At 38.4% G+C, this 25,412-nt stretch carries 20 protein-coding genes and 2 pseudogenes; all 22 read right to left on the bottom strand.

The window, feature by feature from the left end:
- Positions 1 to 483: pseudogene (locus TJ68_RS05300) on the bottom strand (EF-P 5-aminopentanol modification-associated protein YfmF); the annotation flags it as partial.
- 2 nt (positions 484 to 485) lie between these two features.
- Positions 486 to 2,816 (bottom strand): FtsK/SpoIIIE family DNA translocase, encoded by a 2,331-nt coding sequence (locus tag TJ68_RS05305; RefSeq protein ID WP_040929126.1) that lies wholly within the window; start codon positions 2,814 to 2,816, stop codon positions 486 to 488.
- Between the two features lie 60 nt (positions 2,817 to 2,876).
- Positions 2,877 to 4,553, bottom strand: a complete 1,677-nt coding sequence (locus TJ68_RS05310; RefSeq protein ID WP_040929127.1) for a ribonuclease J — start codon at positions 4,551 to 4,553, stop codon at positions 2,877 to 2,879.
- Positions 4,554 to 4,556: 3 nt separating this feature from the next.
- Entirely contained in the window at positions 4,557 to 6,692 is a 2,136-nt protein-coding gene (pnp, locus tag TJ68_RS05315; RefSeq protein WP_040929128.1) for a polyribonucleotide nucleotidyltransferase, read from the bottom strand.
- A 94-nt stretch (positions 6,693 to 6,786) separates the two neighbouring features.
- Positions 6,787 to 7,056 (bottom strand): 30S ribosomal protein S15, encoded by a 270-nt coding sequence (rpsO, locus tag TJ68_RS05320; protein ID WP_040929129.1) that lies wholly within the window; start codon positions 7,054 to 7,056, stop codon positions 6,787 to 6,789.
- A gap of 98 nt (positions 7,057 to 7,154) precedes the next feature.
- Positions 7,155 to 8,093, bottom strand: a complete 939-nt coding sequence (gene ribF / locus TJ68_RS05325) for a riboflavin biosynthesis protein RibF (protein WP_040929130.1) — start codon at positions 8,091 to 8,093, stop codon at positions 7,155 to 7,157.
- A 7-nt stretch (positions 8,094 to 8,100) separates the two neighbouring features.
- The gene (gene truB, locus TJ68_RS05330; RefSeq protein WP_040929131.1) at positions 8,101 to 9,012 is read right to left on the bottom strand and encodes a tRNA pseudouridine(55) synthase TruB; all 912 of its coding nucleotides are present in this window, start codon (positions 9,010 to 9,012) and stop codon (positions 8,101 to 8,103) included.
- Between the two features lie 11 nt (positions 9,013 to 9,023).
- The gene (locus TJ68_RS05335; protein WP_040929132.1) at positions 9,024 to 9,215 is read right to left on the bottom strand and encodes a hypothetical protein; all 192 of its coding nucleotides are present in this window, start codon (positions 9,213 to 9,215) and stop codon (positions 9,024 to 9,026) included.
- Between the two features lie 85 nt (positions 9,216 to 9,300).
- The gene (rbfA, locus tag TJ68_RS05340) at positions 9,301 to 9,648 is read right to left on the bottom strand and encodes a 30S ribosome-binding factor RbfA (RefSeq protein ID WP_040929133.1); all 348 of its coding nucleotides are present in this window, start codon (positions 9,646 to 9,648) and stop codon (positions 9,301 to 9,303) included.
- A 2-nt stretch (positions 9,649 to 9,650) separates the two neighbouring features.
- Entirely contained in the window at positions 9,651 to 11,738 is a 2,088-nt protein-coding gene (gene infB, locus TJ68_RS05345; protein WP_040929177.1) for a translation initiation factor IF-2, read from the bottom strand.
- 4 nt (positions 11,739 to 11,742) lie between these two features.
- Complete coding sequence (locus tag TJ68_RS05350) at positions 11,743 to 12,048, bottom strand: L7Ae/L30e/S12e/Gadd45 family ribosomal protein (protein WP_040929134.1); 306 nt, start codon at positions 12,046 to 12,048, stop codon at positions 11,743 to 11,745.
- Complete coding sequence (rnpM, locus tag TJ68_RS05355; RefSeq protein WP_040929135.1) at positions 12,045 to 12,329, bottom strand: RNase P modulator RnpM; 285 nt, start codon at positions 12,327 to 12,329, stop codon at positions 12,045 to 12,047. Before rnpM ends, TJ68_RS05350 begins: the two co-directional genes overlap by 4 nt.
- A 13-nt stretch (positions 12,330 to 12,342) precedes the next feature.
- The gene (gene nusA, locus TJ68_RS05360; protein WP_081643675.1) at positions 12,343 to 13,425 is read right to left on the bottom strand and encodes a transcription termination factor NusA; all 1,083 of its coding nucleotides are present in this window, start codon (positions 13,423 to 13,425) and stop codon (positions 12,343 to 12,345) included.
- A 14-nt stretch (positions 13,426 to 13,439) separates the two neighbouring features.
- Positions 13,440 to 13,907 (bottom strand): ribosome maturation factor RimP, encoded by a 468-nt coding sequence (rimP, locus tag TJ68_RS05365; RefSeq protein WP_040929136.1) that lies wholly within the window; start codon positions 13,905 to 13,907, stop codon positions 13,440 to 13,442.
- A 106-nt stretch (positions 13,908 to 14,013) separates the two neighbouring features.
- A complete protein-coding gene (locus tag TJ68_RS05370) occupies positions 14,014 to 18,276 on the bottom strand; it encodes a PolC-type DNA polymerase III (RefSeq protein WP_040929137.1) in 4,263 nt (1,420 codons plus the stop codon).
- A gap of 53 nt (positions 18,277 to 18,329) precedes the next feature.
- Positions 18,330 to 20,021, bottom strand: coding sequence for a proline--tRNA ligase (locus TJ68_RS05375; protein WP_040929138.1), 1,692 nt, complete (start codon positions 20,019 to 20,021; stop codon positions 18,330 to 18,332).
- A gap of 4 nt (positions 20,022 to 20,025) precedes the next feature.
- Positions 20,026 to 21,330, bottom strand: coding sequence for a M50 family metallopeptidase (locus TJ68_RS05380; RefSeq protein WP_040929139.1), 1,305 nt, complete (start codon positions 21,328 to 21,330; stop codon positions 20,026 to 20,028).
- On the bottom strand, positions 21,331 to 22,458 hold the full coding sequence (gene dxr / locus TJ68_RS05385; RefSeq protein ID WP_040929140.1) for a 1-deoxy-D-xylulose-5-phosphate reductoisomerase: 1,128 nt from the start codon (positions 22,456 to 22,458) through the stop codon (positions 21,331 to 21,333). It lies immediately after the preceding gene.
- Between the two features lie 11 nt (positions 22,459 to 22,469).
- A complete protein-coding gene (locus TJ68_RS05390) occupies positions 22,470 to 23,255 on the bottom strand; it encodes a phosphatidate cytidylyltransferase (RefSeq protein ID WP_040929141.1) in 786 nt (261 codons plus the stop codon).
- Positions 23,245 to 23,993, bottom strand: a pseudogene (locus TJ68_RS08900) (isoprenyl transferase). Before TJ68_RS08900 ends, TJ68_RS05390 begins: the two are co-directional and overlap by 11 nt.
- 109 nt (positions 23,994 to 24,102) lie before the next feature.
- Positions 24,103 to 24,660, bottom strand: coding sequence for a ribosome recycling factor (gene frr / locus TJ68_RS05400; protein WP_040929142.1), 558 nt, complete (start codon positions 24,658 to 24,660; stop codon positions 24,103 to 24,105).
- Between the two features lie 13 nt (positions 24,661 to 24,673).
- Positions 24,674 to 25,396 (bottom strand): UMP kinase, encoded by a 723-nt coding sequence (gene pyrH, locus TJ68_RS05405; RefSeq protein WP_102167568.1) that lies wholly within the window; start codon positions 25,394 to 25,396, stop codon positions 24,674 to 24,676.
- Positions 25,397 to 25,412: the final 16 nt, after the last annotated feature.

Raw genomic sequence — 25,412 nt, forward strand, 5'->3', positions numbered from 1 at the left:
CATCTCTTTTAATAAACCTGTATATGCGCGCTGCATACTGTTATCCATCATACTTTTTAGACGGTTTTTATAGAGTCGTTTTTCTTTTTCTAAAAATTTAAACGTTTCTTCATCGTAAGAGAATGGTGTCGTTAACACGTCATTTAATAATTTAGACATGTGTTCTAATATGTTTAAATCTTCTTTTATAAAACGTTCGTTTACAAACTCTAACGTAAAGTGGACGAGATGACTCGTCCCAACTTTTGACGTTTGATACGTTAGATGAGCACCGTAATATTCTGATAAATATTGTACGAGTGCCGCTTCACTATTATGCGTCTTTGTACGTTTTACCATCATGCGAGCAAGTAAATTTCTCGCTGTAACAGTGTTTACTTCCAACTCATTTCTAAATGTAACGCGTAACGTGAATGTTTTAAATTTATTTGTATCGATCGTTACGATTGGAATGTTATTTAATCGTTCATTTCTAATTTCCAATACTAACTCTCCCTCTCATCCATTTCGTCTTCTGTGACGAGTACGTTTCTCGGCTTTGAACCACTTGCTGGTCCGATAATACCGTTACGCTCTAAATCGTCAACGAGACGCGCTGCACGGTTATAGCCGATTCTAAATTGTCGTTGAAGTAGACTTGCACTTGCACGCTGCTCTGTGATGACGAACCATTTCGCTTCTCCGTATAATTCGTCTTCAGATTCAACTTCTTCTTTTTTCGGCTCTTTTTGATTTAATATGACCGACTTATCGTAATTTGCTTTCATCTGGCTCGTGACGTAATTGACGACATCGTTCACTTCTTCATCTGATAAAAATGCCCCTTGGACACGAACTGGTTTTGATCTACCAGATGGTAAGAAGAGCATATCCCCTTTACCTAGGAGTTTTTCTGCACCCCCAGAGTCTAATATCGTACGAGAGTCAGTCGTTGAGCTGACGGCAAATGCAATACGTGACGGAATATTTGCTTTAATAATTCCTGTAATAACGTCAACAGATGGACGCTGTGTAGCGATAATTAAATGAATACCTGCAGCACGTGCCATTTGTGCAATTCGCGTAATGCTCGCTTCAACGTCTTTACTTGCGACCATCATTAAATCTGCAAGCTCATCGATGATGACGACGATATACGGCATTTTAGATACTTTATCTTTATCTTCAGCTGTACGTTCTAAGTAATTGTTATACGCTGAAATGTTTTTAGTATTCGTTGCACTAAATAAGTCATAACGACGTTCCATCTCGTTAACGACGCGTTGTAAAGCGTCCGCTGCTTTTTGTGGATTCGTCACGACTGGACTTAGTAGATGTGGAATACCGTTATAGACGTTTAACTCCACCATTTTTGGATCGATCATCATTAATTTCACTTCATGTGGTTTTGCGTTAAGTAAAATCGAAATGATAATACCGTTAATACATACGGATTTACCGCTTCCTGTAGACCCAGCAACGAGCAAGTGTGGCATCTTGTTTAACTCTGCCATAATCGGTGCACCAGAAATGTCTTTACCAAGCGCAACTTCTAGTGGGTTTGTACTCGTCTTACGCTTCATGACTTCACGTAATGTAACCATAGAAACGACCGAGTTCGGCACTTCAATACCGACAGCTGATTTACCAGGAATCGGTGCTTCGATACGAATATCTTTTGCTGCAAGCGACAGTGCAATATCGTTTTGTAAATTAATAATACGGCTAACCTTTACGCCGATATCCGGCTGCACTTCAAACTGTGTTACAGCTGGACCGATTCTAATTTTTGAAACTTTCGCTTTTACACCGAAGTTATGAAGTGTTTCTTCTAAAACTTTACCTTGTTTTAACACGACGTCATTTGACATCTTCTCTGATACTTCAGCATCTTTTAGTAGTGTAATCGGTGGTACTTTATACTCTAGAAGCTCTTTAATTTCTTCTTCGTCTAGTTCGTCGAGTGGAGTATTCTCTTCGACGTCTTCAATCGAGTCATCGAGTTCCTCTTCTTCGTACTCTAAATCAACAGTCTCATCTTTTGTTTCAACGAGGTCACTGTCGATATCATCACTGCCGACAATTTCAGGTTCATATACTGTTTCTTCGACCTCTTCTTCGATATCATCATGACTTGAAGACTCGATAATTGGATCTTCAACTTTAGTTTTCTTCGCTTTTTTCTTCTCTATTTTCTCTGGTTTGTTCGCGCGTTTTTCTTTATTTTTCTCGATGATTTCAGACGTTTTACTATTGATGTTTTTACCCGTCACTGATAATAATTTCCCGACGCGAGAAAAATCTTTACGCAGTTGTTCTTCGACGCTTTTATTTCGAATCATAATAATCGAAAAGTAAATAAACACAGCAGCAAGTAAAACTGTACCGATAAAGCTGAGCGTGTTATTCATCGCTGTAAATAGTACTTGACCGATAATTCCACCACCGGTGAAATTTTTAAATCCTGTCGTAGCGATCGTATTTTTTATTTCATCAAAACTATAAAAATTGTTAATGAGTGGTTTGTTCGTTAAGTAAAGCACACTATGGAATAAAAAAATCAGTCCAAATTGTAGCAAAATATAACCGAACATGCGCTTTGTGAATGGGAAGTTACGGTTCATGGCGACGTAAATACTCGTCAATGTAATGATTAAGTACGTAAAATATTTACTCGTTCCAAACAGGTACGTAAATATTGAATCGATATATTCACCAAAACTACCGAGTTGAAACAGAGATATAAAGACAAGTAATAATGTGATAAAACTCGTTAACGCATAATAGGTTTGGCGCTCATCTTTCTTTTTACGACGCGTTGCTTTCTTTTTCGCCATTACAAACTCCTTCCTAAAAAATTTGGAGATACTATAATATAATATCTCCAAAATTCTTTCTTATATTTCAGATATGATTGGTATAATCATCGGACGACGTTTCGTACTTTCGTATAAGAACTTAAGTAACGCTTCTCTCACGTCTTGTTTTAAGTCATTCCAGTCTAAGTTTCCTGATTGAATAGAATCTTCAACGACTTCTTTTACAATCGCTTCAGCAGTCGTTAATAGCTCTTCACTTTCTTTGACGTAGACAAAGCCACGACTTTGAATTTCAGGTCCGGCTTTAATTTTTCTCTCGTTACGATCGATCGTAACAACCGCAATGAATATACCGTCTTCACTTAATATACGGCGGTCTCTTAAGACGATGTTACCAACGTCTCCGACACCTCTACCGTCAATTAAGACGTTACCTGCATGTACTTTTTCTTGATAGTACATCTCTTTTCCGTCATAGCTGACGACGTCACCTTTTTCAAGTAAGAAAATATTTTCTGGATCGATTCCTGCTTCAGCAGCAAGTTTTGCGTGAGCGATCTGGTTTTTATATTCGCCTTGAACAGGAACAAAATATTTCGGTTTAAATATGTTAAACATCATTTTTAACTCTTCACTTAAACCGTGACTCGACGCGTGAATTCCACTTGTCGGTAAGTAAATTTTAGCTCCTGCTTTAGTTAAGTCGTTTAACGTTGAATATAAAATGACTTCCATGTTTGACGATGGCGTCGTTAAAATATACACTTCATCGTTTTCTTTAATGTTTGTCACTTCATGCGTTCCTTTTGACATCTCTGTCAGTGCATCGAATGGTTCCCCTTGTTTACCAGTTGCGATAATGACAATTTCATTATCTGGGAAGTTTTTAATTTGATGTGACGGAACGAGTAACCCTTCAGGAATATCGAAATATCCGAGCTTTCTTGCGACTTTAAACGATGCTTCTAACGTCTTACCTAAAAACGTCACTTTACGGTTTGCTTTATGTGCGTTTGTTAACACTTGTTGAATACGTACGAAGTTTGATGCATAAAGTGACACGATAATGCGCCCTTTAGATTTTAAGAAATCCGTTAATAATTGCTCTTCGATAATATTTTCAGGTGTATTATATCCGCGCTTTTCTGCTTCCGTAGAATCACTAATTAACACGAGACAATCATCTTCACGAGCTAAGTCGTACATCTTCGCACCGTTAAATCCGTAATCTCCTTCGAGACTTTGATCGAATTTAAATTCTCCAGTATAGACGATTGAACCGTACTTCGTTTTAATTGAGCATCCGTAAGAATCTGGAATACTATGGCTCGTTTCGAAAAATTCAAAACTTGCATTTTTAAAGTTCATTTTTGATTCACTATTAATCGTATAGAACTTTTGTTTTTTACGAATATTTAATTCTTTAAACGATTCTTTAATTAAAGCAATCGTCAGTTTTGAAGCATAAATCGGTACGTCGATATCTTCTAAAATATACGGTAATGCACCGATTGAATCTGCATGACCATGCGAGATAAATATCGCTTTTAAACGGTCGATATTTTCTTTCACGTACGTAATGTCCGGTATAACGACATCTACACCGTACATTTCGTTTTCCGGAAACATTAGCCCCGCGTCTAGCATGAACATTTCATCGTCTACCTCAACGATGTACATGTTTTTAGCAATTTCTCCAACACCGCCGAGTGGGATGATTTTTACGTTCGCGTCACGCTTTCTTTCTTTTGCCACGATTTATCCCTCCTCGTTGTTCTTTTTGTTTTTATCGTTATCTTTCTTTTCAATTAACGCTTTACGAGATGCATTTACGCGTCCTTGCTTATCGATTTCTGTTACTTTAACGAGAGTTTCATCTCCAACTTTTAACACGTCTTCTACGTTTTTAACGTGTGCGTGATCTAAGTTAGAAATGTGAACGAGTGCGTCTTTACCTGGGAATAACTCTACGAACGCACCGAATTTTTCAATACGTTTTACTGTACCCATGTAAATTTCTCCAACTTTTGCTTCACGCGTTAAGTCTTCGATAATCTTACGTGCTTTGTCGATCATCTCTTGATCGACAGCACCGATAAAGATCGTACCGTCTTGCTCGATATCTAACGTTACGCCAGTTTCATCGATGATTTCGTTAATTTGTTTACCACCAGGTCCAATGACGTCACGAATTTTATCTGGGTTGATTGTCATCGTTTCAATCTTCGGAGCGTATGGTGATAACTCTGTTTTTGGTGATTCGATTGTCGCTAACATGTTATCTAAAATGTGTAGACGACCAACGCGCGCTTGTTCTAACGCTTCTTCTAAAATATCTTCACGTAATCCGTCGACTTTAATATCCATTTGAATTGCAGTAATCCCTTTCGCAGTACCTGCAACTTTAAAGTCCATATCACCTAATGCGTCTTCCATACCTTGGATGTCTGAAAGAATCGTATAGTTGTCACCATTCATCATCATACCCATCGCAATACCAGCAACTGGTGCTTTAATTGGTACACCTGCGTCCATTAATGCGAGTGTTCCACCACAAATTGACGCTTGAGATGAAGAACCGTTCGACTCTAAAACTTCTGATACGACGCGAATCGTATACGGGAATTCCTCTTGTGAAGGAATGACTTGGCTAAGTGCACGTTCACCTAACGCACCGTGACCAATCTCACGACGTCCTGGAGCACGAAGTGGCCCAGTTTCACCGACAGAGAAGTGTGGGAAGTTATAGTGATGCATGAAATGTTTCTCTTCTTCTTCACCGAGTCCGTCGATAATTTGGTGCTCACTTAAACTTCCTAACGTCGCAACAGATAATACTTGTGTTTGTCCACGTGTAAATAAACCAGAGCCGTGTGCTCTAGGTAAAAGTGCGACTTGAGAGTTTAACGGACGAATTTCATCCGGTTTTCTTCTGTCTGGACGGATTTTATCTTCAGTGATTAAACGACGCACTGTATTAAATACCGCATCGTTAAATAAACGTTTCGCTTCTTTTTCGTTCGCTTCGAAGTCTTCGTCTTCTTCATCGAGAAGAGCGATGATTGCTTCTTTCACTTCAGATAATTTATTATCACGTTCGTGCTTATCAACTGTTAATACACACTCTTCAATATCAAACTGCTCGAGTTGACTATCGACGATTTTTTGAATGTCCTCGTCGTCAACTGGAGGTTCAAATGCCATTTTCTCAGGATTTACGTAGTCGACGATTTCTTGTTGGAACTCGACTAACTTTTTAATTTCTTTATGTCCAAAAAGGATTGCTTCGAGCATTTTATCTTCAGGTATTTCTTTTGCACCTGCTTCAACCATGTTGATTGCGTCAAACGTTCCTGCTAAATCAAGTTCTAATACAGAGTTGTTTAACGTCTCAACATCTGGGTTAATGACGAATTCGTCGTCTTTAATACCGATACGTACACCAGCAATTGGTCCATTAAACGGTACGTCAGAAACTGATAAAGCAATCGATGAACCGAGCATCGCTGCCATTTCAGGTGAGTTGTTTGGATCAACAGAAAGTACTGTCGAAATAATTTGAACGTCGTGTCTAAATCCGTCTGGGAAAAGTGGACGAATTGGACGGTCGATTAAACGACTCGCAAGTGTCGCCGCTTCACTCGGACGCCCTTCACGTTTATTAAATCCACCAGGTATTTTACCGCGTGCGTATAATTTCTCTTCGTACGCCACTGTTAGTGGGAAAAAGTCCATATCTTTTGGTTCTTTAGAAGCAGTCACTGTCGATAAGACAACTGTGTCTCCATATCGTACTAGAACTGCACCATTTGCTTGTTTGGCTACTTCGCCGTATTCAACGATTAGTGGACGTCCTGCCCACTCCGTTTGAAACGTTTTCTTAGTTTCTATCATATAATTTCTCTCCTCTACATACTTCTCTTTATGATACCATTTTTAACGACTAATTTATATAAAAAAAAGCATACCAAATGGTATGCTCTCTCTATTAACGACGTAAACCTAATTTTTTAATTAACTCACGGTAACGAGTAACGTCTTTTTCACGTAAGTAGTTTAATAAGTGCTTACGGCGACCAACCATTTTTAAAAGTCCGCGACGTGAATGGTGGTCTTTTTTGTGTACTTTTAAGTGTGCGTTTAATGTGTTAATTTCTTCAGTTAACACTGCAATTTGAACTTCTGGAGATCCAGTGTCCGTTTCGTGTACACGGTATTCTTCGATTAATTGTTGTTTTCTTTCTTTTGACATTGACATAGTCATGTCCTCCCTTTTATTAAATATTCGCTAATATCTGAGTCAAAAGTTAGGGTGTCTAATGACCAAGATATCGCACTTAAATAATTATACGCGATTTACTCGAATTTTTCAAGTAACTGTATGGCGTTTTCTTTATCGATTGTCATCGCTTCAATTAAATCATCTAAACCGTCAAATTTCTTTTCTCCACGTAAATAGTTATGAAGATACACTGACACTTCTTCACCGTATATCGTACGGTCAAAATCAATTAAATGCACTTCAATCGTCACTTTATAATCTTCGTGGAACGTCGGCTTTTTACCAATCGATGCGACACCTCTATAAATCGTATCATCTGCACCAATCGTCATCGTAACAGCATACACTCCGAGTGACGGTAGTAAAAACGGCCCGCTCGGTTCGATGTTTGCTGTTCTAAATCCGATTGTTCGCCCGCGCTTTTCACCTTGAACGACGACACCGTTAATTTGATACGGTCTTCCGAGTATTTTATTTGCTTCTTCTAGCTTATTACTTAAAAGAAGTTCTCGGATTTTTGTCGTCGAAATTTTTTCTTCGTTTTCGTTTATCGGAAGTACTTTAGTCGTGTTAAATTCGTCGTATGTCTTTAACGTCGTAATCGATCCTTTACCGTACTGCCCATATGAAAAATCAAACCCTGCGATTACTTCTTTCACGTTGTTAGAGATTAAATACTCTTTCACAAACGTATCTGGAGATAACGCTGCAAAGTCACTTGAAAAGTTTACGACAAATAAGTAATCGATGCCTTTTGCTTTTAGCATCTCTTCTTTTTCTTTTAACGGCGTAATGTACGTCGTACGTCGCATTTTCGGATTTAATACGACAGAAGGATGTGGATCAAACGTCATCACTGCTTTTTTTAACCCTTTTTCTTCAGCAATTTCAATCATCGTGTCGATCACTTGTTGATGTCCGAGATGCAGTCCATCAAAAAAACCGAGCGCTAATGCGATTGGTTCGTTTTCTATAGATAAATCATTTGAATAATATAGTCGATATGTTTTCATAAAGCCCTCACAAGTCATTTGACGTAAGAAACATTTTAAACGGTTTATATTCGTTTTCTTTATGTTTTTTATACAAACCGATTGGTCGGTTGTTTTTAACAAATAAAACTGTCTCTACGTCTTCGTTATTCGTTAGTTTCATCATATCATTTTGACTCATCTTTTGCCCATTTGAAATTTTAAACAATGGCCCACGATCTTTCAGTTCATCGAATAGTTCGACGGTATATTCATCGCTTAAAACTTCTAAAATCGGAATAATCGACGCTTCACTAATCGTATCTAACTCGACTGCATCATCTTCAGTAAACCCACACGATTGTGTTCTTCTTAAATACGACATATGTGCTTCAACACCGAGTTTACGACCGATGTCTACAGCGAGCGTACGAATGTATGTACCTTTTGAGCATGTTACGTCAATTTGAAAATCTATCGTATCGCGAAACGTAATAACTCCAGTACGTTCTAAACGATAAATCGTTACGACGCGGCTCGGTCTTTCTACTACTTCATTATTTCGTGCGTATTCGTATAACTTTTTACCGTTTACTTTCACCGAGCTATACATCGGTACTGTTTGATTATAATCTCTTTCAAAGTTTTCAATAACGTCGTCGATCATTTCTTTTGTGATATGTGAGACGTCGCTCGTTTTTAATTTTTCACCTGCAGAATCTTCAGTTGTCGTTGAAAACCCGAGTGTTACCACTGCTGTATAACTTTTTTGTCTTTCTTGTAACACTTCAGTCAATTGCGTCGCATCTCCTACGACAACCGGTAACACGCCCGTCACATCTGGATCTAACGTTCCTGTATGACCGACTTTTTTCATATGTAATTTACGTCTAACTTTCATAACGACGTCATGACTTGTCATACCTTTTGGTTTGTCCACACAGATGACTCCACTATACATTGTGACACCTCTTACTTTTTTCGATTAAATATTTTTTCATATAAAAAGACAAAGAGCCCAGCAATAACAACGATAAATACGAGTGATAAAAATGCCGAACCAAATGTTTTAGTCGGTAGTAAATTGAAAAATAATGCATCGATTCCGATTACTAATAATCCGAGAAATACTAAGTACATTAAAAACCAAAAATTGTTTGACATCTGTTTCCTCCATACAATTATTTAATTATAAATATACCACTTATCTATTCATAAAAAAATAATGAGCGACGAATCGCCGCTCATATTATTTGTCTTCGTTTTTAATTTGGTTTAATAAGTCTTCAATTCTGCTACCGTAGTCGACAGATTGATCGTACTTCACGTAGATTTCTGGTGCTTTTCTTAAACGAATATTTTTTGCAACTGCTGAACGGAGTAACCCACGATATTTATTTAAAATATCTTCAACTTCTGCTTTATTTTCGTTTAAGGTCGTAAAGTATACGTTCGCATATTCAAGCTCTTCAGAAACTTCAACTTCAGTCACTGTAACGAGTTTTAACGATGGTTCTTTATCCATCACTTCGTTGTCGATGACTTCAGTCACTACTTTTTTAATTTCTTCTGCAACTCGGTCATTACGCTTAGCCATAATTAAACTCTCCTAACTTCAACCATTTGGAACGCTTCGATTTGGTCGCCCTCTTTAATATCGTTAAAGTTTTTAATCGTAATCCCACATTCGTATCCTGAAGCAACTTCTTTTGCGTCGTCTTTAAATCTTTTCAGTGAATCAAGCTCACCTTCAAAGATAACGACACCTTCACGGATCACACGAACGCCTGCGTCTCTAGTGATCTTACCTTCAGTCACGTAAGAACCAGCGATTGTACCGATTTTAGATACTTTAATCGTTTGACGTACTTCAGCGTACCCAATGACTTCTTCTTCGTATTCAGGGTCGAGCATCCCTTTCATTGCTTGCTCGATTTCTTCTAATGCTTTATAGATTACGCGGTGTAGACGAATATCTACTTTTTCGTTTTCTGCTGTACGACGTGCGTTTGCATCTGGACGTACGTTAAATCCGATAATAATCGCGTTCGATGCGTTTGCGAGTGTAACGTCTGATTCGTTAATTGCTCCAACACCTGTATGGATAATTCGGATATTTACACCTTCAACATCAATCTTCATGAGTGACGCTGCAAGTGCTTCTACTGTACCTTGAACGTCCGCTTTAAGAATTAAGTTTAAGTCTTTTAACTCGCCTTCTTTTAGCGTTTCAAATAAGTTATCTAAACTAATTTTGTTTGTAGATTCGCGGTCGCGCATAATTTTGTCTTCACGGCGTTTTTCACCGATAGAACGTGCTTTTTTATCGTCTTCAAAGACGACGAATCTGTCACCAGCTTGTGGAATATCGTTTAAACCAGTAATTTCGACTGGTAATGATGGTCCAGCTGTTTGGATTCTTTCACCTAAGTCGTTTGTCATCGCACGTACTTTACCGAACGTGTTTCCGACAACTAAAGAATCTCCAACATGTAACGTACCGTGCTGAACGAGTAGCGTCGCTACAGGTCCGCGTGATTTGTCGAGCTCTGCTTCGATTACTGTACCGATTGCATCGCGGTCAGATTTTGTGCTTAACTCTTCAACTTCACTGACTAACGTAATCATTTCAAGTAAATCATCGATTCCTTCACCAGTTAATGCTGAAAGTGGTACGAAGATCGTATCTCCACCCCAGTCTTCTGGGAATAATCCGTGTTCACCGAGTTCAGTCATGACGCGGTCAGGATTTGCTGTTGGTTTATCGATTTTGTTTACTGCTACGATAATTGGAGTCTCTGCAGCTTTAGCGTGGTTTAACGCTTCGATTGTTTGAGGCATTACACCGTCGTCTGCAGCGACGACAAGTACTGTTAAGTCTGTCACTTGAGCACCACGTGCACGCATCGTCGTGAACGCTTCGTGTCCTGGTGTATCTAAGAATGTAATATCTTTACCGTTCCAATGAATTTGGTACGCACCGATATGCTGAGTGATTCCACCCGCTTCTCCACTCGTTACGTTTGCGTTACGAATTGAGTCAAGTAGCGTCGTTTTTCCGTGGTCAACGTGTCCCATAATTGTTACGATCGCTGGACGCTCTTCAGTTAACTCTTCGTTTTCTAAATCGAAGTAAATATCGAGGTCCGTGTCGTCGATAACTTCTTCTTTTTCAGCAGTATAACCGTAGTTATCTGCGACGATTTCAACCGCTTCGTCATCTAAACTTTGGTTGATGTTTGTCATAATACCGAGCATAAATAAGTCTTTAACGACCTTTGATGCGTCGACATTAATTTTTGAAGCAAGCTCACCGACAGTAATTCCTTCTTCATACGTAAACGTCTTTTCACCTTGAACCTCTGCTTTAGCTTCTTTTACAGGTTTATCTTGTTGTTTTGGTTGTTGCTTTTGTTGTTTATTCTTTTTATCATTCTTTTTGTTTACGTTCTTTTTGTTGTCTTGCTTTTTATTGTTATGTTTATGTTTTTTATCTTTGTTTTGTTTTGGTTTGTCGTTTTTCTTTTCTTTTTTAACAAACTTTTGGTCTAATAGTTTAACGTCATCATCGTTTAACGTTTGCATATGAGAGCTAAAGTCTTTTCCACTCTCGTTTAAAGTATTTATAACTTCTTTACTCTGTAAGTTATGTTGTTTCGCGTATTCATGAATTCTAATCTTACTCATTGAATCACGTTCCTTTCTCATTCAACTCTAACAACTTCTTTTTAAAGCCATCATCTGTCACACCGAGTACTACTCGGTTATATGATCCAGTGCTTTGTGAAAGCTCGTGATTTGTATAATCTTCAATTAAAGGAATTGACTGAGTTGTTGTTTTATCGCGTATTCTCTTTTTTGTACTATTCCCAGCGTCACTTGCTAAGTAAACAAGTTTCACTGATTTACGTTTAATACCATCTAAAGTTAGAGGTTCACCGTTAATTACTTTTCCTGCACGTGTAGCAAGTCCGAGTAAATTTAACTCTTTATTCATCGCTTCGGAATATCCTCGCGGTATATGAGACGAATAATTTCGTCATACACTGAGTCTAACACCTCTGTTGATACACCGAGTTTACTTTCTAAAACCTTTTTGTCACGTGCATCGTTTACTTTTTCTAAATCTTTGACGACGTAGGCACCACGACCGTTTTTCTTTCCAGTTTCATCTGCAAATACTTCGCCGTCTTTCGTTTTAACGATTCGTATAAGATCTTGTTTTTTAAACATTTCACCAGATAAAATATCTTTTCTCATCGGAATTTTTCGTGCCATAGACGTCACACCTCTACTCTTCTACTTCAGTTTCTACTAAAGTTTCTTCTGCCTCAGTATCACCGTTAAATTCAGATTCTGAAACGATATCGATCTTCCAGCCTGTTAACTTCGCAGCGAGTCGTGCGTTTTGACCACGTTTACCAATTGCGAGTGATAACTGGTGATCTGGTACAACGACTGTCGTTGATTTTTCATCTTCATTAATAATTACGTCGACAACTTCTGATGGTGATAATGCGTTTTTAACGTATACTTTAGGATCTTTGTCATATAATACGATGTCGATTTTCTCACCTGATAACTCGTCGACGATTGCTTCAACGCGGGCACCTCTTGCACCAACACATGACCCAACTGCATCGACGTTTTCGTTTTCAGCGTATACTGAAATTTTAGAACGTTCGCCAGCTTCTCTTGCGACACTCATAATAAGAACTGTTCCGTCGTAAATTTCTGGAACTTCTTCTTCGAAGAGTCGTTTTAAAAGATTTGGATGTGTACGTGAGACGTAAATTTGTGGTCCACGTGTCGTTTGTTCTACTTTGTTTAAATAGACGCGAATTTTATCGCCAGTTTTATAAACTTCATTTGCCATACGCTCTGATTCTGGTAATACAGCATCCGTGTTACCAAGTGTGACGTATACGAAACGACTGTCGACTCTATCGACTGTTCCGATTAATAACTCGTCTTCTTTGTCGATAAACTCTTCATATAAAATTTCACGTTCAGCATCTCGAATTCTTTGCATAACTGCTTGTTTCGCAGCTTGTGCACCGACACGGTTAAAGTCTGAAGGTGTCACGTCTTCATCAAACGGGTCACCGACTTCATATGCTGGGTTGTATTCTCTCGCTGTGAGTAGATCGATTTCTGCTGTGTCATCTTCTACTTCTTCAACGACGTCTTTTCTAGATACAACGCGGTAGTTTCCTGTGTCCATATTAATTTCTACACGGACGTTTTTATGTTCTTTATAATTTCTTTTATACGCAGTTAAAAGTGCCGCTTCAATCGCTTCAACGAGTACTTCTACTGGGATGTTTTTTTCTTTTTGAATATATTCTATTGCATTCAGTAATTCCTGATTCACTACTATTCCTCCATTCAAACTAATACAGCTTTACGAATTACAGCAATTTTGTCACGATCGACTGTTACAGTCTTTTCGCGCGTTTTATCGCGATACTTAATCGTTACCGAACTGTCATCGTACTCTGTGAGTATTCCTGTCCATTCTTGTTCACCATCGATATGCTGGTATGTTTTTACATAAATACCATTGTTTAATGTCGTCTCTAAATCTTTTTCAGTTTTGATTGGACGCTCTGCACCTGGTGAAGAGACATCGAGGAAATAATGACCGTCGATAATATCCCATTCGTCTAATTTTTCAGCAAGTACTTCACTGCCACGTACGCAATCATCTAACGTAATTCCACCTGGTTTGTCTAAATAAAATCTTAAAAACCAATCTTTACCTTCTTTTTTGTACTCCACTTCAATTAATGAGTAGTCCAATGATTCTACAACCGGTTCTGCTAATTCAAATATGTGTAATTCTTTTTTATTCACCGATACGTTCACCTCGCTTAAAACATAAGAAAAGAGCGGACACGATGGTGCGCTCTTTTCCAAATCCACAACATTTTATTTCTAGTTAATTATAACACATCATTATTTATAAGTCGAATATAGAAAGCTGTGCTTTATCTGGTAAATGATCTAAACTTCCAAGTTCTGTTAAATAATCGATCACTTTTTGAGATACTCCAGCTTTTTTATTTAAATCTTCTTTACTGATAAAGTGGTCATTCTTTCTCACTTCAGCAATATTTCTAGCAACACTTAACCCGAGTCCTGGTACGGCAGTAAACGGTGGGATTAAAGCATCGCCTTCTATAATGAAGTGCTCTGGATGAGATTTTTCAATATCAATTGGTAGCATGTTAATATTTCGATGTCTCATCTCATTTACAATCTCTAAAACGATTAATAAATCTTTTTCTTTTTTTGTTAATTCGTTGTAGTTGTCTTTCATCTCTTTGACGCGCGTACGAATCGTCGACTTGTCTTTTGTCATCGTCATTAAATCAAAGTCTGCTGCACGTACACTTAAATACGTCGCGTAATATTCTTTAGGATAATGCACTTTAAAGTACGCAATTCTTACTGCCATAAGTACGTACGCTGCTGCGTGAGCTTTCGGGAACATGTACTTGATTTTCAAGCAAGAATCGATATACCAATCTTCGACACCGTTTGCTTTCATCGCTTCAATCCACTCTGGTTGAAGTCCGCGTCCTTTACGTACACTCTCCATAATTTTAAACGCTAAACTCGGCTCGAGTCCTTTATACATTAAAGTAACCATTATATCGTCACGACACCCGATAACTGTTGAAATGTCACAAATTCCTTTTCGGATTAAATCTTGTGCATTCCCTAGCCATACGTCAGTACCGTGGGATAATCCGGAGATTTGAACGAGCTCGCCAAACGTATTTGGTTTTGTATCTTCTAACATTTCACGAACGAATGGTGTTCCGAATTCAGGTACACCGTACGTTCCAGTGTTACTCATAATGTCATCTCGACTTACACCGAGTACCTCTGGACCTTCAAATAGTTTCATCGTATCTTCGTCGTCGATTCGAATCGTCTTCGGATCCACGCCCGTTAAATCTTCGAGCATACGAATCATCGTCGGGTCGACGTGACCGAGTATGTCGAGTTTTAAGACGTTTTCGTCGATACTATGGAAATCAAAGTGTGTCGTACGCCATTCACTCGACGTATCGTCTGCTGGATATTGAATCGGTGTAAAGTCGAAGACGTCCATCGAATCTGGGATAACGATAATTCCACCTGGGTGCTGACCAGTCGTACGTTTAATCCCTTCACTTTCACTAGACAGCCTATCGATTTCTGCTTTACGTTTATGAAGGCCGTGATCATTCATATACCCATTCACATATCCGAATGCAGTTTTATCTGCGAGAGTTGATATCGTTCCTGCACGGTATACGTAGTCTACACCGAATAGTTCTTTCGTGTAGTTATGTGCCGTCGCTTGGTATTCTCCACTAAAGTTTAAATCGATATCTGGTACTTTATCCCCTTTAAATCCTAAGAACGTTTCGAACGGAATGTCTTGGCCTTCTTTAATGAATTCGACGTCACACTTCTCGCACTTTTTGTCAGGTAAATCAAATCCTGAGTTATATTTACCGTCGTCGAAAAATTCACTACGCTGACACTTCGGACAAATATAGTGCGGCGGCATCGGGTTCACTTCAGTAATTCCCATCATCGTCGCAACTAAACTTGAACCGACCGAACCACGACTCCCTACTAAGTAACCGTCATCGAGTGATTTTTTAACGAGCTTTTGTGAGATTAAATACACGACGCCAAACCCGTTTGAAATAATACTGTTTAACTCTTTTTCTAAACGTGCTTCGATAATTTCTGGTAACGGATCACCGTAGATTTCTTTTGCTGTTGAATACGTTAACTCCTTAACTTCTTCGTTTGCATTTTCAATTTCTGGTGTGAATAATCCATTTTTAATAACTTCGACTTCGTCGATTGAACGACTAATTTCGTTCGTATTTTCAATGACAATTTTTCGTGAAAGTTCGTCACCTAAAAACGAAAAGTCCTCAAGCATTTCAGTCGTCGTTCTAAAATGAGCTTCCGGTAACGTTTGACGGGATAACGGATTCCCAGGATTTCCTTTAATGATAATTTCGCGACGAATCTTATCTTTTTTATCGAGATAATGTACGTTTCCTGTCGCGACGACTGGAATCGATAATTCGTCTCCGATTTTAATCATGTTATGAATGAGTTCTTCGTACATATCGTCATCTCGAATTAACTCGCGCTCATAGAGATGAACATATAAGTCTTTCGGGAACACTTCTAAATAGTCATAGTAACGTGCTTTTTTAAGTGCATCGTCATATGACTTTTCTAATAACGTTCTAAACACTTCTCCGTTATCACACGCACTTCCGATAATTAACCCCTCACGGTGCGCGTCTAAAAAGTGTTTTCTCACGCGCGGTACTTGGTAAAAGCTATCTGTTAAACTGTCTGAAACAATTTTAAATAAGTTTTTTAAACCAATTTGGTTTTTGACTAAGATCGTCGCGTGACTCGGCTTACTTAACTTGAACGCATCGTCCCTAGCGAGCGTATTAATATCCTGATGTGTTTCAATACCAGCATTCTTTAACTGTGCTAACATCTTTATAAAAATAAACCCTGTCGCTTCTGCGTCATAGATCGCTCTATGATGACTAACGAGTTCGACGTTATAATGTTTTGCGAGTGCTGCTAAGTTATGACGCTTTAAGTCTTTATTGAGTACTCTCGTAATCTCAAGCGTATCAATCACTGGGTTTTCTGACGGACCAAAACCCAGTTTAGTAAATGCCGTATCGATGAACCCCATGTCAAACGTCGCGTTATGTGCGACGTATATCGCATCCCCGACCCATTCTCTAAATTCAGGGAGAACATCTTCAAATTCACGTTCGTTTTCTAACATCGAATCTGTAATACCTGTTAAGTTTTTAATGACCTCTGATAATGGTTCATGCGGGTTAATAAAGCTTTCATAACGGTCGATGATTTCACCATTATGTACTTTCACTGCTGCGAGTTCGATAATTTTGTCGTATCTACTAGATAACCCTGTCGTCTCAACGTCAAATACGACGTACGTCGCGTCTTCTAATCGCACTGGACTATCTTTAAATGCGAGTTTCGCACTATCTTCGACGATATTCGCTTCCATACCGAAAAGCATTTTTAAACCTTTACTTTTAGCATAGTTATATGCGTTCGGGAATGCTTGAACGTTGTTATGATCTGTTATAGCAAGTGCAGGATGTCCGTATTCAACCGCACGGTCAATATAATCTTCAATTGTCGTCACACCGTCCATCGCACTCATCATCGAATGAAGATGAAGTTCGACACGCTTCTCTTCACTATCATCTTCATGTTTAGGTGGTTTAGTAATCGTTAACGCACGTAAATTCATGACGAGGTCTTTTGCGAAGTCATCGTACTCAATATTACCTTCAACGATCACCCAGTCCCCTTTATTCAGCGCTTCGAATACGTTAGTTTCTTCTTCTTTGTTACCGAAACGTTTCACTTGAATGCTATCCGTGTAGTCTGTAATTTTCATATTTAAAATTTGTTTCCCAGTACGTGTATGTATCACGTCTTTGCTAAAAATTACACCTTCTAATCGGACGTTATATTCTTCATCTTCAATCGTATACATCTTTCTTACGCCATCAAACGTAAGTTTTTTACCAATTTGCTTAACGATTTCTTTAGGCTTCGATACTTCTTTTTCTTTCTCTTTTTTATGTTGCTCTAATAACTTCTCAGTATGATTCGTTATTTTTTGATCGAGTTTTTCATCGTTTTTAGTTTGTGCATCAAAATCTACATCTGCCACGATGTCTGAGATGAGGATGCCATATGAACGATATTCTAAAATTAAATTGTTTTTAATTTGTCGTTCAAAATATTTTTTAGTGACGTCACTCGTAAAACTAAATTTTAAAGTGTCATCGTTATACATAATTTTTGAATTGTTAATTTGGCGCTTAAAGTTTTCAGTCACTTCGATATTTTCGAGCACTTCGTTTAAATACTCGTAAACGTCTCGCTCTTCGAATTCATCTGCATGTACTCTTAGGCGAACCGTTGCGATATTTCGAAACGTCTCTTCGACTTTTTGCTTTAAAAACGCAAATACCGCGTAATCGATGAGCGTTTCAAAATGAATATGAAACTCCCATTCACGCGTTTTGTCGTCGACGATTACTTTTCTAAGTTCCCCACCAGTTAACTGTTCATTGTCTTCTATATTTGTCTGTTGTAAGAGTATGTTAAATTGCCGGTTGTAATCCACAAAGCATCTCTCCAAAAAGAAGCGTAAATCTCTCGATTTACGCTGTAGTATTGTTAGTTATAATGTTCGTTTATAAATGATTCTAAGTCTTCGAGTTTCACGTCGTGCGTTTTTTCACTATTTCTAAATTTCACTTCAACGACACCATCTTTAATACCGCGCCCTACGACAACTCTTACTGGAATACCGATTAAGTCTGAGTCGTTAAATTTAACACCCGCACGCTCATCACGGTCATCGAGTAACACTTTATATTGTTTAGATAGTGAATCGTATAATTCTTCAGCTGGATTTACGAACTCTTCTTTTTTAACGTTCATCATGACGATGTGTACGTCAAAAGGAGTGACAGATTTCGGCCACATTATTCCATTTTCGTCGTGGTATTTTTCAATGATTGCTGATAAAGCTCTTGAAATACCAATACCATAGCATCCCATTAATACTGGAACACTTTGGCCACGTTCGTTTAACACTGTTAAATTTAATGCTTCACTGTATTCAGTACCTAGCTCGAACACTTGTCCAACTTCGATACCTTCTCTAAACTTCACTGGTCCGCTACCGTCTGGTGCCATTTCACCTTCAGTAATGAATCTGAAATCTCCGAAGTCTTCGACCTCAACGTCTTTTAAGTTCACGTTGATAAAGTGATAGTTATCTTCATTCGCACCAACTGGGAAGTTCTTCATCACTTCTACTTGATAATCGATATATACAGGAATTTTACTGTTAACTGGTCCGAGTGATCCTGGGTGTGCATTGAAAATTTCTAAAATATCTGATTCATCTGCAAGCTCTGGCTCTGTATTTGAATTAAAGAATGTTTTTAATTTGATCGTATTTAACTCGTGATCTCCACGAAGTACGATCATTTTAAATTCACCGTCGACGTTAACGACCATCGTTTTCGTCGTTTCTTTTAAATCAATGCCGAGTAAATCAGCAAGTTCACTACATGATTTTACGTTCGGTGTATCTACTTTTTCGATTTCTTTTTCTGCATCATTACTTTTTTCTTCAGGACGTAAGCACGCTGCTTTTTCGATGTTTGCTGCGTAGTCACTATTTTCACTGAATACAATCGTATCTTCACCAATTTCAGATAGCGCCATAAATTCGTGAGTGTGTGACCCACCGATTGCACCACTATCTGCTTCAACTGCTCTAAAATCTAAACCGAGACGTGTAAATATTTTTTCATATGCGTTATACATATCTTGATACGTTTTAGATAGTGATTCTTGGTCGACGTGGAACGAATACGCATCTTTCATAATGAATTCTCTTCCACGTAATAATCCAAAGCGTGGGCGTAGTTCGTCACGGAATTTCGTTTGAATTTGGTAAATCGTGAGTGGTAGACGTTTATAACTACGTAACTCGTCTCTCACTAAGTCTACGACGACTTCTTCATGTGTTGGTCCAAGTAAAAAGTCTCTGTCGTGACGGTCTTTTAAACGCATTAACTCTTTACCATATTTCTCCCAGCGACCAGACTCTTCCCATAATTCTCTCGGTGCGAGTACTGGCATTTGAACTTCGTTCCCATCGATACGGTTCATCTCTTCACGTACGATGTTTTCGATGTTTTGTAGTACGAGCTTTGTAATTGGTAAGTACGTATACACCCCGCGCGCGAGTTGTTTAATCATTCCTGACTTTAACATTAACTGGTGACTTAAACTTTCAGCAGAAGCTGGTACTTCACGCTGCGTTGGTATAAACATTTTTGATTGTCTCATTCAATTATCCCCCTAAGAAAAATACTTTGATGTCATTCCATGTCACTAAGATCATAATCATTATAACGAATAATACACCGGCAATTTGAATATTCATTGCAACTTTTTTATTTACCGGTTTTCTAAATATCGCTTCGTATAAGACGAATAATATTCTTCCTCCGTCAAGTGCTGGAATTGGTAATAAGTTCATTACCCCTAAGTTTACACTAATCATCGCAGTAAATGCGATTAAACTAATAATCCCAAGCTGTGCGACAGATTCTGTCACTTTATAAATACCGACGGGTCCGTTTAACATATCAAATGTAAACTCACCTTGGAATATCGATAAGAACAGTTGACCGAGTAACGTGAGTAACATCGTACTCACTTCAATCATTCTTTCAGTACCCCACAGAATCGGTTCAAAAATATTTTTAGGTTCTGCCATCATCTGACGTACACCGATAATTAATCGTTTCTCAACGTCACCGGTTGGAGTCTCTGTTTCTTCAATCATCGGCACGATGTCAACTTCACGGACGTTACCATCGTTTTCAACAGTAAACGTAATCGGTTTATCTTCTCCACCTTTTGCTGCGATCGTTTGTGTCATTTCTGTCCAGTCACTGACGACTTGACCATTGACTTCTTTCACTTCGTCACCGACGACAATCCCCGCTTCTTCTGCTGGAGATCCACTTGATACTTCACCGACAATCGGTGTATCGACTGTTTTCCCGACAACATAAGCTAAAAAGATAAATAACACAAATGCGAGTAAGAAGTTAAATAATGGTCCTGCGAATAATGTTAAAAATCGTTGCCACGGCGTCTTTGACTCAAAACGTTCATCATAGCTTGCGATACGCTCTAATTGTCCGTTTTCAACTAAATATGCTGTTTTTGCGAGCGTGTACGTGACGACATTATTATCGCTATAGCGATTTGCTGTCACCGTCATTTTTTCAACGAAATCGTTGTCGATAACTTCAACCGCTTCGATGTCGCTAAAGTTATGTTTATCATCTAATAATACGTGTGTAATTTCGTTTGAATCGTTTAATTTTAGTGCGATGCTCATCCCTTTATTTAAAGGGTTCACTTCCATATCCGCACTCGCCATACGAACGTATCCCCCGACTGGTAATAAACGAATAGTATATAACGTGTCGTTATGGCTGTATGAAAATAGTTTTGGCCCCATTCCAATCGCAAATTCTGGACAATAGATGCCTGCTCGTTTTGCGAAGTATAAGTGACCGAGTTCATGTACTGTAACGAGTACACCAAATACGACTATAAAAGATAAAATACCTACCAACAGTTAAACCCTCCAGTCTGCCTTATATAACTTATCATAATGTAAAATCGTTTCGAGGTCTGGATTTTGTACAACCTCATGGTGTGCCATTCTCGATTCAACGATATCTTCTATTTCTAAAAATGTAATTTCATCGTTTAAAAACTTGTTCACTGCATACTCATTCGCTGCGTTCATAACGGCTGGCATCGTTCCACCGACTTTTAACGCATCATACGCAAGTTGAATCATCTTAAATCGCTTAAAGTCCATCGGTTCAAAGTTAAGTGTCGACAACGTATTGATACCCAGCGGATTGTCTTTATAAATACGGTCTGGATACGTCATCGCGTATTGAATCGCCGTACGCATATCACTATTTCCAAGTTGAGCGATTATACTATTATCCGTAAACTCAACCATCGAGTGAATAATACTTTCACGATGAATTAGCGTCTTTATCTTTTCAATTGGCATATTAAATAAGTGGTGTGCTTCGATGACTTCTAAACCTTTATTCATCATCGTTGCGCTGTCGATCGTAATCTTTTGACCCATCGACCAGTTCGGATGGTTTAACGCATCTTTTTTCGTGACGTATTTTAACTCTTCACGTGTTAAATCTCTAAAACTTCCGCCTGACGCAGTAATAATGAGCTGACGAACTTGAGAGAGTTTTTCACCGTTTAAACATTGAAAAATTGCGGAATGTTCACTATCGACAGGAATAATTTCTGCACTGTACTGTTTCGCATGTTTCATGACGATTTCACCTGCTGCGACGAGTGTTTCTTTGTTTGCTAGAGCGATTTTACGCCCCTTTTCAATTGCGCGTAACGTCGGAACGAGTCCAACACTTCCTAATATCGCAGTCACTAATATATCTGCGTCATATGTCGCAACGTCAACTAATCCATCATTTCCGTACGTAAATGTCACATCTGTAAACTCACCTTTTAAAGATGTCGCATCTCGTTCATCCATGACTGATACGAGTTTCGGCTTAAACTCTGTAATAATTTGTCTTAACATCTCGATATTTCGACCTGCAGAAATTGCTTCTACAGAAAACTTATCGCTATTATGTCTTATGACGTCTAGCGTTTGAGTTCCAATTGAACCCGTCACACCTAATATCGATATTTTTTTCATAAAGTCACCTTCTAAATAATTATCGGTAGTATATTCATTAACGGTAGAACGAATATAAAACTATCGAATCTGTCTAGAATACCACCGTGGCCAGGTAAAATTGTCCCTGAATCTTTGACGTCAAAATGTCTCTTTAATGCAGATTCAACGAGATCTCCCATTTGACCAAATGCACTTAAAATCACCGTTAGAACGACGAGTGAAAACATATTGTTATCTAAAAGACCTGTCAGTGAAAATATTACTGCAAGAACTGCAGCACTAAATAGTCCACCGAGCGCACCTTCTATCGTTTTATTTGGTGAGATACGCGGCCATAATTTTCGCTTACCAATGGCGCGACCAAATAAATAGGCACCTGTATCGGTCGTCCATACGATTAAAAGTCCGTACATTAAATAAATCAGACCAGCATTTCTCGTTTCATAGGCATACATAAATCCAATACCTATATAAGCGACACTCATGACACAAAATCCCATGTCGACAAACGAGAATCGGTTATTAGATATAACTGTAAACGACAACATAATGAGTGCAATACCGATGAGTAAATTTAAACGGTATGCTTCAACTGTTGGCAAAAATGTCGAATTTGGTCCGAGGATTAAAAACAATGCGAGAATCGACATAATACCCGGCACACTGAAAATATGGATTCGGTTCATTTTTAAGATTTCGTATAAAGCGACAAAAGACATTAAGTATACGAGCGCTAAAAATGGAATACCGCCGTAGATTACAAGAGGTAAAAAAATGAGTAACGCGACAACTGCTGTAATAACTCTAGTTTTCATCGTGACGTTCCTCCTTTAACCCACCAAATCTTCGGTCTCTTTTACAATAACTTTCGATAATAGAATTGAACTCTTCGACAGATAATTCAGGCCAATACGTATCTGTAAAATATAATTCGCTATACGATATTTGCCATAATAAAAAGTTACTAATTCTATATTCCCCACTCGTTCGAATGAGTAATTCCGGATCTGGATAATCTTTTGTATATAAATACGTACTGAACATTTCGTCAGTAATATTTGATGACTCTATAGTCCCTCTTTCAACGTCTTTTGCGATATTTTTACAGCGCGTACAATTTCATTTCTACCACCGTAATTTAGTGCAAAAATTAACGTTAAACCCGTATTGTTTTTTGTTTTATTGACCGCATAAGAAACGGCTTTTTTAGTATGTAAAGGCAATTCATCAAATTCACCGATCGTCTCTACTTTTACATTTTCTCTCATCAATTCTGGTAAGAATTTGTTCATAAAAATTCCAGGAAGTTTCATCAAAAATGATACTTCACTTTGTGGGCGTGACCAGTTCTCTGTAGAAAATGCATATAGCGTTAAATACTTTATATTTAATTGATTCGCAGCTACAACTATTCGACGAACAGTCTCCATGCCTTGTTCGTGCCCTTTTACTCGAGGTAATCCAAGGCTTTTAGCGTATCTGCCGTTTCCATCCATGATGATCGCTACATGGTTTGGACCTTTTATATCGGTCGTCATATTCTCATTAAACATAAGTAGCCTCCGAGTTAAAATTAAAAAACGTACAGACTGTACATATTAATCTATTTTAACATAAGAAACATTAAAAAATACAGGTAAGCGAATGCTTACCTGTAAACTTTTAAACTTCCATAATGTCTGCTTCTTTTTCTTTTACACGTTCGTCGATGATGTTCACATATTTATTTGTTAAATCTTGAACGTCTTCTTCTAATGAACGTAATTCATCTTCACTAATTTCAGAGTCTTTCTCTTGTTTCTTTAGTGTGTCGTTCGCATCACGGCGAATGTTACGGATGACTACTTTAGAGTTTTCACCAACGCTTTTAACGTCTTTTGTTAATTCTTTACGTCTGTCTTCTGTGAGTTGCGGAATTGTAATACGAATCATCGTACCATCTGACGTTGGGTTCACACCTAAGTCAGCTAATTGAATCGCTTTTAAAACGTCGTCTACTGAACTTTTGTCGTACGGTGTTACTGTTAACATTCTCGCTTCTGGTACTTGAATGTTTGCAAGTTGTTGAAGCGGTGTGTCCGCACCGTAATAGTTTACGTAAACGCGGTCTAAAAGATTTGCGTTTGCTGTTGCTGTACGAATTCCTGCAAGTTCACGATTTAACGCATCAATAGCGTCGTTCATTTTGTTTTCTGCTTGTTTCAATACGTCGTTAGCCATTATTTTCTCCCTTTTAATCTGTTATCGTTGTACCAATATCTTCGCCAAGTACTGCGCGTTTGATATTGCCCTCTTCTGTAATTGAAAATACCACAAGTGGGATAGAGTTGTCCATACAAAACGATGTTGCTGTCGCGTCCATCACTTGTAAGTTCTTCTGTAACATGTCGATATAAGAAAGCGATTCGAACTTTGTCGCTGTATCGTCGTGCTTTGGATCTGCTGAATATACGCCGTCTACGTTATTTTTACCCATTAAGATAACATCAGCATTGATTTCAGCTGCACGTAATGCTGCTGTTGTATCTGTTGAGAAGTACGGGTTACCGATTCCTGCTGCAAATATAACGACGCGCCCTTTTTCTAAGTGACGAATCGCACGACGTCGAATATACGGCTCTGCGATTTGTTTCATTTCAATCGATGTTAATACGCGTGTATCAACACCTAATTGTTCTAAACTGTCTTGTAATGCGAGTGAGTTCATAACTGTCGCAAGCATACCGATATAGTCTGCGTTCCCACGTTCCATACCTAAGTCGCTTCCAGTTTTACCACGCCAAATGTTTCCACCACCGACGATTACAGCGATCTCTACATCTAGTTCTCTCGCTTCTTTAATTTGCTTTGCGATATTTTTAATGATATCCGGTTTAATTCCGACACCTTCTCCACCAGCAAGTGCCTCACCAGAAAGTTTTAATACGATGCGTTCATATTTAGAAGAACTCATGATTTTCATTCCTTTTAAC

The organism is Nosocomiicoccus massiliensis, from assembly GCF_000438455.1.
GTDB lineage: Bacteria > Bacillota > Bacilli > Staphylococcales > Salinicoccaceae > Nosocomiicoccus > Nosocomiicoccus massiliensis.